This window comes from Neoroseomonas lacus, assembly GCF_014644535.1.
In the GTDB taxonomy this organism is placed as follows: domain Bacteria; phylum Pseudomonadota; class Alphaproteobacteria; order Acetobacterales; family Acetobacteraceae; genus Neoroseomonas; species Neoroseomonas lacus.
This window is the reverse complement of sequence record NZ_BMKW01000002.1, coordinates 112,843-124,120: the sequence shown is the minus strand read 5'-3', so window position 1 is coordinate 124,120 and position 11,278 is coordinate 112,843. Positions and strand designations below refer to the sequence as shown.

Sequence of the window (11,278 nt, the reverse complement as noted above, 5' to 3'; positions counted from 1 at the left end):
GGGCAGCATGGCATGGCGTGCTGCCCGATGCATCGGACGAGACGATGATGCATGTGCGAGGTGTGCGAAGCGTTTCACTCCTGGCGTTTCGGTGTTTAACCTGCCGGACAACGCCACCGGCAAGGCTGGCGACAAGGGAGAGTAGTCATGACTATCGCCACGCAGATTCGCCGGCGGTCCCTGCTGGCCGCCTCCGCCGTGCTTGCCGCGCCGCGCGCGCTGCACGCCCAGGGCGCTTGGCCGAACCGACCGATCACCATGGTGGTGCCCTACCCGCCGGGCGGGACGACCGACCTGTCGGTCCGCCCGATCGCCGAACCGCTCGGCCGGTTGCTGGGCCAGCCCATCGTCATCGAGAACCGGCCCGGCGCGGGAGGCACCATCGGCGCGCAATATGTGGCGCAGGCGCGCGACGGGCACACCTTCCTCGGCTTCCCGGTGGCGGTGATGACGATCGCCCAGCATGTGATGCACCTGTCCTTCGACCCGGCGACGGCGCTGGTGCCGGTGGCGATGACCTCGGTCGCCTACAATGTGATTGCGGCGCATCCGTCGGTGCCGTTCCGCGACGTGGCGGGGCTGATCGAGTACGCCAAGGCCAATCCCGGCGCGCTGCGTTTCGGCTCGGCGGGGAACGGGACAATCACGCAGCTCTCGGGCGAGCTGTTCGCCGAGGCGGTGGGCATCAGGCTGGAACACATCCCGTATCGCGGGTCGGCGCCGTCGCTGACGGACCTGCTGGCGGGGCGCGTGCAGCTGTTGTTCGACCCGGTGGCGATCCCGGCGGTGAAGGACGGGCGCATCCTGGGGCTGGCGACGCTGGCCGAACAGCGCAACCCGGACCTGCCGAATGTGAAGACGCTGGCCGAGCTCGGCCATCCGAACGCGCTGGCGGTGCCGTGGTATGGCGTCGCCGCGCCGGCCGGCACGCCGAACGAGGTGGTCGATCGGCTGGCTACGGCGATCGGCGAGGCGCTGGCGATGCCGGTGGCGGCCACGGGGATGGCGCCGATGGGCATGGCGCCGGTCTTTGAGCGCGGCGAGGTGTTCGCCACACGCGTCGCGCGCGAGCGAGAGAGCTACGGCGCGCTGGTGCGGCGGCTGGGGGTGCAGCCGGCCTGATGCCGACGTGATGACCGGCGGGGACGAGATTGGAGGGGCGCTGCCCCTCCAAGCCACCCCGCCAAAGGCCTGAGGGCCTCTGGACACCTTGAATTGGTGCGGGCCCGACGGCGTAAGTAGGCAGGATCTGTCACGCCGGGCACAAAGCCTGGCAATTCGCGTGGCACCGGGCAGGGCGAGAGTCTAGTCGCCGTGAAAGCCCCGCTCCACCCGACACTAAGTATCGGTTTCCAAGGGCCTCGGGCTTTTGGTGGGGGCGTGAGGCACTGCCTCACGCGGAGGGGACAAAGCCCTCTCCGCTTCCAACCATCGCGCCTGTCCGGCGCCGCCCCGATGATACCAATCGCTAGCTGTTCGCGACCGTTGGCATCCGCGTTTTCGTGCCGCCAAACGCGACACGCCGAAGGCACGTCTCCGGCGTGACGCTCAAACCAGCGGTTTGCTTGGCTTTCGCCGGACTCACGGCGGGCAGCATTCGCGCCCTTGGCAGGAGTGAAAGCCTCATGCCGTTGGCATGAAGCGGTCAGGCGGCGGCCTCGGCGCGGAGCCATTCGGCAAATGTCGCGGCGGCGGCCATCAGGTCGGCCGGGTCCACCGCTTCGCGCGGGTTGTGGCTGCCATTGGCGTTGCGGATGAGCAGCAGGCCGGTCGGGATGCCGGCGGCGGCGAAATTCGCCGCGTCGTGTGAGGCCGGCGAGCCGAGCGGCATGGTCGTGATGCCGATGCGCGACGCCGCTGCCGCGAGCGATGCTTGCAAGGCCGGGTCGCACGGGCCAACCGGCGCGGCGTTGCGCGGACCGAGGTCGATCGTCACGCCGCGCCGCGTGGCGACCTCTGCGACGATCGCGTGCAGGCGTTGTTCGAGGGCGGCGAGATGCGTCGCGTCGTAGGCGCGCAGGTCGAGCGACAAGGTGAAGTCGCCGGCGACGACGGTGATCTCGTGCTTCGTCGTGTCGGTGTGGAAGCGGCCGATGGTGAAGGCCATGGCCCGGCCGGCGGCTTCCTCCCCGGTCCATAGCGCGTCGAGTGCGGTGAAGAGATCGGCGCCGGCCAGCGCGGCGTCGTGGCGGAAGCGGCGTGGCAGGCCGACATGCGCGTGCTCACCGGTGATGCGGATGGCGGCGTGGCGGATATTGCCGGGGATGCCGGTGCAGATGGCGAGCGGCAGGCCGGCTTCGATCAGGCTCGGCGCCTGTTCGATATGGGCTTCGAGGAAGCAGCGGATCGGCCCGGCCGGCGACAAGCGGCGGCCAGGTGCGATCGCAGCGGGGTCGCCGCCACACCGGGCTATGTGCTCGGCGAGCGTCAGGCCGGTATCCGCGCGGCGACGGTCGAGCGCATCGGGCGGCAGCATGCCGAGGGCGGCGCGGCTGCCGATCAGGCCGAGGCCGAACCAGACCGCCTCCTCGCAGCGGAAGGCGGCGATGGTGATGTCGGCACGCGGGGCGAAGCCCTCGGCGCGCAGGGTGGAGACGGCGGCGAGCGCGGCGAGCACGCCGGCCGCGCCGTCGAAATTGCCGCCGTGGCGCACGCTGTCGAAATGCGAGCCGAGCAGGATGCGCGGGGCCGCGCGGTCGGTGCCCGGCCAGGTGAGGTAGAGGTTCGTCGCCGCATCGCGGGTGACCTCGAAGCCGAGGCGCGCGGCCTCGGCGATGGCGAGTGCGTGCGCGGCGTTCTCGCGCTCGTCGAAGGCGTGGCGCGTGATGCCTGGCGGGTCGGCGCCGATCGCTGCGAGCCGGTCGAGCAGGGCGGCGGTGCGCGCCTGCTCGTCGGCGAGGGTCACGCGCCGATCTCGGCCAGGACGTCGGCGGTGTGCTGGCCGAGCGTGGGCGCGAGCGCGTGCCAATGGCCGAGGCCTGGCAGCATCGGCAGCGGCACCTCGCCGAGTTGCGGCTGCTTGATGCGCGCGGCGCCGCCATAGGCGACGACATGCTCGTTCGACAGCCAGTCGAGCGGCGAATTCACACGGTCGGCCAGCAGCCGCGCGCCTTGCAGCAGCGTGACCCATTCCGCCGAGTGACGCTGGATGAAGGCGGCACGCACGATGGCGTAGAGCGCCTCGCGGTTTTCCCAGCGCAGCGGGAAGGTGGTGAAGCGCGGGTCGGTCTTGGCGTGTTCGATACCGAGCGTGTCGCAGATGGTGAGCCATTCGCTCTCGCGCACCAGCGTCACCATCACCCAGGCGCCATCGGCGCATTGATAGGCGCCGGCCGGTGCATTGGGCGGCGCGGCGGGCTTGCCCTGCACGCCCCATTCGCCGATCTGGTGCGTCAGCAGGTTCGATGTGGCGGCCATCAGCGACATGTCGATGACGCGCCGGCGCGGCGTGCTGTCCTGCAGCCGCGCGGCGAGGGCCACCTGCACCGCGGAGAAGGCATAGATGCCCGTCGCCATGTCGGAGACGAAGGCGCCGACCTTGTGCGGCACGCCATCGGCGCCTTCGTTCAGCGACACCATACCGGAGAAGGCCTGCGCCACGGAATCGGTGCAGGGGCGTTCGGAATACGGTCCGGTCTGGCCGAAGCCGGAGATCGACAGGCAGACGGCATCGGGTTTCGCGTTCTCCGGGCCGAGGCCGATGCGCGCGGCGACGCCGGGGCGGAAGGCTTCGATCAGCACATCGGCGGAGGCGGCGAGCTTCGCCGTGGCGGCGCGGCCGTCGTCGGATTTCAGGTCGAGCACCACCGAGCGCTTGCCGCGGTTGAAGCACACCGTCATCACCGAGACGCCGTCCTTCGCCGTGCCGAGGCCGCGCGACCAGTCGCCTTCGGCCGGTTCCAGCTTGATGACATCGGCACCGCAGGCGGCAAGCATCATGCCGCAATAGGGCCCGGCGATGCCCTGCCCGGCATCCAGCACGCGCAGGCCCTTATAGGGCTTCATCGCCTCGTCCATCGCATTTCCTCCGTCACGGTCCGGGCCTATCCTGACGCGAAGCGACATAATGGGAAGGGGACGACCATGAGGCTCAGCCGACGCGCGGCTTTGGGAATGACTTTCGCGCCGCTGGCGATGCCGGCGCTTGCGCAGGAGTGGCCGACGCGGCCAGTGCGCTTCATCGTGCCCTATCCGCCGGGCGGGCCGACAGATATCATGGGGCGCATCGTCGCCCAGGCGGTGCAGGGGCCGCTCGGCCAGCCCGTGGTGGTGGAGAATCGCGCCGGCGCCAATGGCATTATCGGCAGCGAGGCGGTAGCGCGCGCCGCGCCGGATGGCGCGACCTTCCTGGTGAATGCCTCGGCGCATGCGATCGTGCCGCATCTGACGCCGCGCATGCCGTTCGATGCCATCGCCGATTTCGTGCCGGTGACGAATATCGCCGCCGTGCCGCTGATGGTGGTGGTGAACCCGTCCCTGCCGGTGCGCTCGATCGCTGAACTGGTTGCGTATGCCAAGGCGAATCCGGGGCGGCTGGCCTATGCGTCATCCTCGCAGGGCGGCGCGCCGCATCTGGCGGCCGAGTTGTTCAAGCTGATGGCCGGGGTGGACATGACCCATGTGCCGTATCGCGGCAGCGGGCCGGCGGTGCAGGATCTGATGGCCGGCACGGTGCAGGTGATGTTCGATTCGATGCCGAGCAGCGCCGGCGCCGTTCGGCAGGGGCAGTTGCGCGGGTTGGCGGTGACGACGCCGACGCGGGTGGACGCTTTCCCCGACCTGCCGACGGTCGCCGAGGCGGGCGTGCCGGGTTACGAGATCGCCACCTGGTATGGCATCTGGGCGCCGCGCGGCACGCCGGCGGCGATCGTGGACCGGCTGCAGCAGGCCGTCGCGGCAGCCGAGGCGACGCCGGAGTTGCGCGCCCGGCTCGATGCGTTGGGCGCCCAGCCGGTGGCCGATACGCCGGCGGCGTTTGCGCGCTTCGTCCAGGCGGAATACGACCGGTGGGGCCGCCTGGTGCATGATGCCAATATCCGGATGGATTGAGTGATGCGCGCTGTCGTCTGCGAGACCTGGCGACCCTTCGATGCGCTGGAGCTGAAGGAGGTTCCGCGGCCGCAGATGCGGCCGCACGGCGTGCGCATCCGCATCGAGGCGAGTGGCGTGTCCTTCGCCACGCAACTCGTCGTCGAGGGCAAGTATCAGCGCAAGCCGCCGCTGCCCTTCATCCCCGGCACGGAGGTGGTCGGCACGGTCATCGAGGCAGCGCCGGATGCCGAGGCGCCGCAGGTCGGCACGCGGGTCTTCGCGGTGCTCGACTGGGGCGGCTATGCTGAGGAGGTGGTGGCCGACGACATCCATGTCGTCGCCATCCCCGACGGCCTGCCGGCCGAGGCGGCGGTGGGCTTCCCGATTTCCTACCCAACCGCCGGGGCGGGGTTGTTGTGGCGTGCGCATCTGTCGCCCGGCGACTGGGTGCTGGTGCATGGCGCGGCCGGTGGCGTCGGGTTGGCGGGGGTTGAGATCGCCAAGGCGATGGGTTGTCGCGTCATTGCCCGCGCGGCGGCGGCGAAGCATCCGTTGCTGCATGCGCGCGACGCCGATGTGGTGCTCGACAGCGCGGCGCCGTTTCGCGAGGCGGTGCGGGGGGCGACGGGCGGGCAGGGTGTCGCCTGCGTGCTGGACACCATCGGTGGCGATGCCTTCGCCGATTCAGTGCGGTGCCTGGGCGATGGCGGGACGCTGGTGGTGATCGGCTTCGCCGGGGGCGGCATTCCGACGGTCGCGGCGAATATCCTGCTGCTGAAGAACATCGCCGTCGCGGGGGTGAACTGGGGCACCTATGTCGGGTGGTCGCCGGGGGATAACCGGCAGCTTCACGCGCCGCGCGCGCGGGCGCTGTGGGCGCAGTTGATGGCGTGGTGGGAGGCAGGGGCGCTGAAGCCGGAAGTGCATGCCGGCTTCGCGCTGGAACAGTTCCGCGAGGCGATGGCGGAGGTCAGTGGCAGGCGCAGCGCCGGGCGCGTGGTACTGCGACCGTGACGGGCGGGGGACAAGGTCAGAGGGGCTTTGCCCCTCCGAACCACCCCACCAAAGGCCTAAGGGCTTTTGGAAACCTCCTTTTGGTACCGGGCACAGAGGTCATGCGACTGTGGCGACGGGCGCCGCCGGCGCGCCCGCGGGGCTGGCCGTCCGCGTATCGGTTTCCGAAGGCCTTGGGCCTTTGCGGGTACCCTCTCACATTGCGAGGAAATGTGAATGGGAGCCCGTGGTGGGGCGGTTCGGAGGGGCAAAGCCCCTCTGACCTGCGTCGCGCCGCATGACGCAGGCTCGCGACCATCGTTCCATCGCGCTGATCGTCGCCTCGGCGTTGTTCATGCAGAATCTCGACAGCGCCGTGCTCGCCACCGCGCTGCCATCGATGGCGCGCGACCTGAACGAGGACCCGGCGCGGCTCGGTGCCGCCATCACGTCGTACCTGGTGGCGCTGACGGTCTTCATCCCCTTCTCCTCCTGGATCGCCGACCGCTTCGGGGCGAAGCGCGTCTTTATGCTGGCGATCCTGACCTTCGTCTTCGCCTCCGTATTGTGCGGGCGGTCGCAGGGGTTGGGTGAGCTGATCGCCTTTCGCATCCTGCAAGGCCTCGGTGGGGCGATGATGGTGCCGGTTGGGCGGCTGCTGCTGCTGCGGGAGATTCCGAAGAAGGACATGCTCTCGGCGATGGCCTGGCTAACCATGCCGGCGCTGCTGGGGCCGGTGACAGGGCCGCCGGTGGGCGGTTTCCTGACCGACCTGTTTTCCTGGCGGGCGGTGTTCTGGATCAATGTGCCGATCGGGTTGATCGGCTTCCTGCTGGTGGCGTGGAAAATCCCGCATGTGGCGCCGACCAAGCCCGGGCCGCCGGACCTGGTCGGGTTGGGGCTGACCGGGGCGGCGCTGGCGCTGGTCATGTTCGGGCTGGAGACGGTGGGCCGGCATGTTGTGCCCGGCGGGCTGTCCTGGGCGGGGTTGGCGCTGGGGCTGGTGACCGGAGGCTTCGCGATCCGCCATTGCCGACGGGTGGCGCGACCGGCGCTGGATCTGTCGCTGTTTTCGATCGCGACCTTTCGCGACCCGGCGGTGGCCGGCAGTATCTTCCGCAGCGGCGCGGGGGCGGTGCCCTTCCTCATCCCGGTGATGCTGCAGATCGGCTTCGGCATGAGTGCGTCGCAGAGCGGGCTCGTCTCCTTCGCCACCGCGCTTGGTGCCTTTGCGATGAAGCCGCTGGTGCGGCCGCTGCTCAAGCGCACCGGGTTTCGTGGCGCGCTGATGGCCAATGGCGTGGTTGCGGCGCTGGGGATCGCGGCCCTGTCGCTCATCGGGCCGAGCTGGCCGTCGATTGCGATCTTTGTACTGCTGGCGGCTGGTGGGCTGGCGCGCAGCCTGCAATTCACCGCGCTGAACACGCTAGCCTTCGCCGAGGTGCCGACCGAGCGGATGTCGGCGGCGACCGCGCTGTATGGCACCTTGCAGCAACTGACGCCGGCGCTTGGCGTGGTGTTGGCGACGACGACGCTGGAAGTCTCCTCCGCCATGGCGGGGCGGGTGGATCTGCTGCCGGTGGATTTCTCGCGCGGCTTCCTGGTGGCGGCGGCGGTGGTGCTGTTGTCGGTGCCGTTGCATGCGCGGCTGGCGGCGGATGCGGGGGAGGAAGTGTCCGGGCATCGGCGGTGAGGGCCATGGAGAGGGGCTCTGCCCCTCTCCAAACCTCACCCCGCCAAGGCCTAAGGGCCTCTGGACACCTTGAGTTGGTGCGGGGCGCTGCAGGCTGACCCATGCGAGGAAGTCGCTTCGCGCAAAGTGCCGAGGAGACGACCTCGAATCGGGCACGGCGGAGGCGTTGTCACCGCGAAAGCCCCATTGTGCGCAACACCAAGTATCGGTTTCCAAAGGCCTCGGGCCGAGGGGCTCCCATCGGCGTTGCTTCGCAACGTCAATGGGTCCCCGTGGTGGGTGAGGTCCGGAGAGGGCAAAGCCCTCTCCGGTTCCAACCTTCGCGCGCCTGGAGCGACGCCCCCGTCAGAACAGCTCCATCAGCTTCGTATGATCGTCGAGTTCGCTGGGCGCGCCTTCGAAGATGAAGCGGCCCGACCGCATCACCACCACGCGATCCGACACGGCGAAGGCTTCGCGCACATTCTGTTCGACCAGCAGGATCGCCATGCCGCGCGATTCACGCAGCGCGGCGATCGGGCGGATGAGGTCCTGGAACAACTTGGGCGCGAGGCCGATCGAGGGTTCGTCCAGCAGCAGCGCCTTCGGGCGTGTCAGCAGCGCGCGGCCGATCGAGACCATCTGCTGTTGCCCGCCCGACAGCGTGCCGGCGCGGCGGGTGCGGAATTCCTTGATGCGCGGCAGTACGTCGAGTACTTCCTCGATGCGCTCGCGCTGGCCGGATTTCGGCACGCCGGCCGACCACAGGGCGAGGCCGAAAATCTCCTCGACGGTGAGGTCGGGGAAGACGCCGCGGCCCTCGGGCACTAGCGCGACGCCGGCCGCGCCCAGCGCTGCGGGCGAATGCTGCGACGGAGCATTGCCGAACACGGTCATCGATCCGGCGGAGGGGCGATGCAGCCCGAACAGCACGCGCAGCAGCGTCGACTTGCCGGCGCCGTTGTGGCCGATCAGGCAGAGGATCTCGCCATCGTTCAACGTGAGGGAGACGTCCTGCAGCACCTCTCGCCCACCGAAGCCGGCGGAGAGGCCGGTGGCCTGGATGGCGGGCGCGGTCATGCGGCCTCCTGCGGGCGGTCGCCGAAATAGATGGCGGCCAGCGCCGGGTCCTTGAGGATGGTGTCCGGGTCGCCCTCGGCCAGCACCCGGCCCTGGTCGAGGAAGGCGATGCGGTTGGAGAGTTCCACCACCACGTCGAGATTGTGCTCGATCAGGCAGATCGCCACGCCACGCGTCTGCGCTTCCTTCAGCAGCGAGCCGAAGCGGATGCGCGAGGCGAGGTCGAGCCCCGATGCCGGTTCGTCGAGCAGCCAGATATGCGCCTCGGCGGCGAGAATGCGCGCCATCGAGAGAAACTTCCGCTCGGCATAGGCGAGGTCGACCGCGCGCGCATCGGCGAGGCTGGTGAGGCCGGTCGCGTCAAGCGCGGCCTCGGCGCGGTGTTCGCGTTCCTGCTGCGCGCGGCGGCCGCCGGGTTGCCAGAACCAGGCGGAGACCTCGGTGGCGGCGAGCACGTTCTCGCGCACCGTCATATGGGTGAACAGGCGCAGGTCCTGATACGACCGCGCGACGCCGAGCCGCGCGACCTGCCAGGGCTTCAGCCCCATGATCGGCTTGCCGCGGATCTCCGCCGTGCCGGAATCGGCGCGGAGGTTGCCGGTGATCAGGTTGAAGGTGGTGGTCTTGCCCGCCCCGTTCGGCCCGACCAGCGCGGTCACCTGGCCAGCATAGAGCGCGAGCGAGACGCCGGCGACGGCCTGCAATCCGCCAAAGGCGCGGGCGAGGTCCGCGCAGCGCAGCGATACCTCGGTCATGACGTGGACTTCCCCTTGCTCATGTCGCCAAGCAGGCCGGCGGGGCGGAAGATCATCAGCAGCGTCATCGCCGAGCCGTAGATGATCTGCTGCACGGCCCCGACTTCGGTGGGTGGGATGAAGGGGATGAAGGAGATCACCGCCGGCAGGGACAGCAGCATCACGGCGCCGACCAGCGGGCCCCACAGCGTCCCGGCACCACCGATGATCACCATCGCCATGATCTGGATCGACTGGTCGAGGGTGAAGGATTCGACGTTGATGAAGGACAGGTGCAGCGCATAGAGCGCGCCGGCGATGCCCGCGCCGGCACAGGCGAAGGCGACGGCGAGGGTCTTCGCCGCATTGACGTTCTTGCCGAGCGCCTCGGCGGCGGTGTCGGCGTCGCGGATCGATTGCAGCGTGCGTCCGAAGGCGCCGCGTTGCAGCCTTGCGGTGGCCCAGAGGATCAGCGCCAGCGCCACCAGCGCGAGCGGCAGCACCGGCACGACCATGCCGAACAGTTCAGGGCGCGGGATGCCGACAAGGCCACCGATGCCGCCCGTGAGCGGCTTGAGTTCGGCGAACAGGGTTGCCGCGACCATCTGCAGGCCGAGCGAGGCGGCGACGAAATATTCACCGCGCACGCGCAGCGCCGGCAAAGCGAGGCACAGCGATAGCCCGCCGGCAATCACCGCCGCGACCAGGCAGGCCAGGAAGGGGTTGGGCACCAGCAGCAGCGCGACCTGCGCGCCGCCATAGGCGCCGAGGCCGAAGAACACCGCATGCGCCACCGAGAAGATGCCCGCATAGCCGACGATGAAATTCAGCGTCGAGGCGAGGATGCCGGAGATCGCGGCAAGCGTCGCGAGATTGATGAGGAAGGCGGTCATCGCGTCTGCGTCACTCCGAAGATTCCGGCGGGACGGAAGATGATGAAGCCGAACAGCACGAGGAAGGACACCGCCTCCGCCCATTGCGTATCGACCACGGTGAGGGCGAGGCTTTCGGCGATGCCGAGCATCATGCCCGCCAGCGCGGCGCCGCGCAGCGAACCGATGCCGCCGACGATGGTCGCGGCGATCGAGATCAGCATCACGTGATGGCCGATGGCCTCGTTCAGCCCAGTGGTCATGGCGGTAACGATCGCCGCCGGTGCGGCGAGGGCGGAGCCGATCGCGAAGGCGAGCACCGACAGGCCGTTCGAGGAGAGGCCATAGGTGCGGATCAGGTCCGGGTTCTGCGCCAGCGCGCGCAGCGCCACACCCGCCGGATGGCGCGTGAGAAACAGCGTCAGTGCGACGAACAGCACCGCGGCCGTGGCGAGCGCGATCCACAGCATCGGGGCGACGAAGATCTCCGGCAGGATCTCGGCGGAGAAGGACAGCGGCGTATCCACCGTCGCGAAGCCGCGGCCGGCGATCATGCCGATGATGTTCTGCACCACGATGCTCACGCCGAAGGCGGCAACAAAGACGGTGAAGAAGGAGCCTTCATGCCGCTGTATGGGGCGATAGACCAGGCGCTCCATGACGATGCCGAACAGCATCGCTGCCGCGATGGAAGCCAGCACGCCCAGCCAGCTGGGCCAGTCCGCGCGCCAGGCGAAGAGGAAGACGTAGCCGGCGATGGTGAAGGCGATGCCATGCGCGACATGGAAGATTTTCGTCGCGCCGAAGATCAGCGCGAAGCCGGCTGCAGTCAGGGCGTAGATCGCCCCGGTCTGCAGCCCATTCAGCAGCAGTTGCAGAAACAGCATGAGACCTGC

General features: G+C 69.3%; 10 protein-coding genes. 4 read left to right on the top strand and 6 right to left on the bottom strand.

What is annotated here, in order from left to right; all coding sequences use genetic code 11:
- Positions 1–147: 147 nt before the first annotated feature.
- Entirely contained in the window at positions 148–1,122 is a 975-nt protein-coding gene (locus IEY36_RS03965) for a Bug family tripartite tricarboxylate transporter substrate binding protein (protein WP_188965641.1), read from the top strand.
- 523 nt (positions 1,123–1,645) lie between these two features.
- Here the strand turns inward: IEY36_RS03965 and IEY36_RS03960 are convergent.
- Positions 1,646–2,905 carry a hydantoinase/carbamoylase family amidase gene (locus tag IEY36_RS03960; protein ID WP_188965640.1) on the bottom strand — a complete coding sequence of 420 codons (1,260 nt, stop codon included), beginning with the start codon at positions 2,903–2,905 and terminating at the stop codon, positions 1,646–1,648.
- On the bottom strand, positions 2,902–4,017 hold the full coding sequence (locus IEY36_RS03955) for a CaiB/BaiF CoA transferase family protein (RefSeq protein ID WP_188965639.1): 1,116 nt from the start codon (positions 4,015–4,017) through the stop codon (positions 2,902–2,904). The genes IEY36_RS03960 and IEY36_RS03955 overlap by 4 nt, the downstream gene beginning before the upstream one ends.
- Before the next feature lie 96 nt (positions 4,018–4,113).
- On the opposite strand from IEY36_RS03955, the gene IEY36_RS03950 reads away from it, so the two are divergent.
- The 3 genes from IEY36_RS03950 to IEY36_RS03940 all read left to right on the top strand — a co-directional run bounded on the left by IEY36_RS03950 (position 4,114) and on the right by IEY36_RS03940 (position 7,717).
- Positions 4,114–5,049: a Bug family tripartite tricarboxylate transporter substrate binding protein gene (locus tag IEY36_RS03950; protein ID WP_229681102.1), complete on the top strand. Its 936-nt coding sequence runs from the start codon at positions 4,114–4,116 to the stop codon at positions 5,047–5,049.
- A gap of 3 nt (positions 5,050–5,052) precedes the next feature.
- Positions 5,053–6,045: an NADPH:quinone oxidoreductase family protein gene (locus IEY36_RS03945; RefSeq protein ID WP_188965637.1), complete on the top strand. Its 993-nt coding sequence runs from the start codon at positions 5,053–5,055 to the stop codon at positions 6,043–6,045.
- 277 nt (positions 6,046–6,322) lie between these two features.
- A complete protein-coding gene (locus IEY36_RS03940; RefSeq protein WP_188965636.1) occupies positions 6,323–7,717 on the top strand; it encodes an MDR family MFS transporter in 1,395 nt (464 codons plus the stop codon).
- 345 nt (positions 7,718–8,062) lie between these two features.
- Here the strand turns inward: IEY36_RS03940 and IEY36_RS03935 are convergent, their stop codons facing one another.
- From IEY36_RS03935 to IEY36_RS03920, 4 genes are read right to left on the bottom strand one after another with little or no spacing between them, the layout of a single operon-like run.
- A complete protein-coding gene (locus IEY36_RS03935) occupies positions 8,063–8,776 on the bottom strand; it encodes an ABC transporter ATP-binding protein (protein ID WP_188965635.1) in 714 nt (237 codons plus the stop codon).
- On the bottom strand, positions 8,773–9,531 hold the full coding sequence (locus tag IEY36_RS03930; RefSeq protein WP_188965634.1) for an ABC transporter ATP-binding protein: 759 nt from the start codon (positions 9,529–9,531) through the stop codon (positions 8,773–8,775). The genes IEY36_RS03935 and IEY36_RS03930 overlap by 4 nt, the downstream gene beginning before the upstream one ends.
- Positions 9,528–10,403: a branched-chain amino acid ABC transporter permease gene (locus tag IEY36_RS03925; protein WP_188965633.1), complete on the bottom strand. Its 876-nt coding sequence runs from the start codon at positions 10,401–10,403 to the stop codon at positions 9,528–9,530. Before IEY36_RS03925 ends, IEY36_RS03930 begins: the two co-directional genes overlap by 4 nt.
- Positions 10,400–11,269, bottom strand: coding sequence for a branched-chain amino acid ABC transporter permease (locus IEY36_RS03920; RefSeq protein WP_188965632.1), 870 nt, complete (start codon positions 11,267–11,269; stop codon positions 10,400–10,402). The genes IEY36_RS03925 and IEY36_RS03920 overlap by 4 nt, the downstream gene beginning before the upstream one ends.
- Positions 11,270–11,278: the final 9 nt, after the last annotated feature.